Source organism: Brachyspira suanatina, assembly GCF_001049755.1.
Taxonomy (GTDB): Bacteria; Spirochaetota; Brachyspiria; order Brachyspirales; family Brachyspiraceae; genus Brachyspira; species Brachyspira suanatina.
Map to the genome: position 1 here is coordinate 1 of NZ_CVLB01000018.1, position 809 is coordinate 809.

The 809-nt window shown below is 31.6% G+C and carries 1 protein-coding gene; it reads left to right on the forward strand.

Going from position 1 to position 809, the window contains the following annotated elements; genetic code table 11:
- Positions 1 to 809, forward strand: an 809-nt coding sequence (locus BRSU_RS14625; protein WP_048596213.1) for a hypothetical protein, incomplete at both ends; no start/stop codon positions are given.

The following is an 809-nucleotide window of genomic DNA, read 5'->3' on the forward strand; positions in this document are numbered from 1 at the left end:
AAAGATAGTATATTAGAATCAACTTCTGAGTTAGAAACAGAAGAATTAAAAGAAGAAGATACATCAGAATCAATAGAGGAATCAATTTCAGAATCACAGGAAGAGGAACCAGAAGAAGGATCTATTGAATTAATAGAAGAGACAGAAATAAAAGTAGAAGAATTATCAGAACCAACAAGTGAAGTAAAAGAAGAAGAGATATCAGAATCAATAGAGGAATCAACTTCAGAATTACAGGAAGAGGAACCAGAAGAAGGATCTCCTGAATTAACAGAAGAAACAGAAATAAAAGTAGAAGAATTATCAGAACCAACAAGTGAAATAAAAGAAGAAGAGATATCAGAATCAATAAAGGAATCAACTTCAGAATCACAGGAAGAGGAACCAGAAGAAGGATCTATTGAATTAATAGAAGAGACAGAAATAAAAGTAGAAGAATTATCAGAACCAACAAGTGAAATAAAAGAAGAAGAGATATCAGAATCAATAAAGGAATCAACTTCAGAATCACAGGAAGAGGAACCAGAAGAAGGATCTATTGAATTAATAGAAGAGACAGAAATAAAAGTAGAAGAATTATCAGAACCAACAAGTGAAATAAAAGAAGAAGAGATATCAGAATCAATAGAGGAATCAACTTCAGAATCACAGGAAGAGGAACCAGAAGAAGGATCTATTGAATTAATAGAAGAGACAGAAATAAAAGTAGAAGAAGTATCAGAGCCAATAAGTGAAGTAAAAGAAGAAGATGCATCAGAATCAATAGAAGAAGTAGAAGATAAAACATTGGATCAATCAGAAGAGTCAAG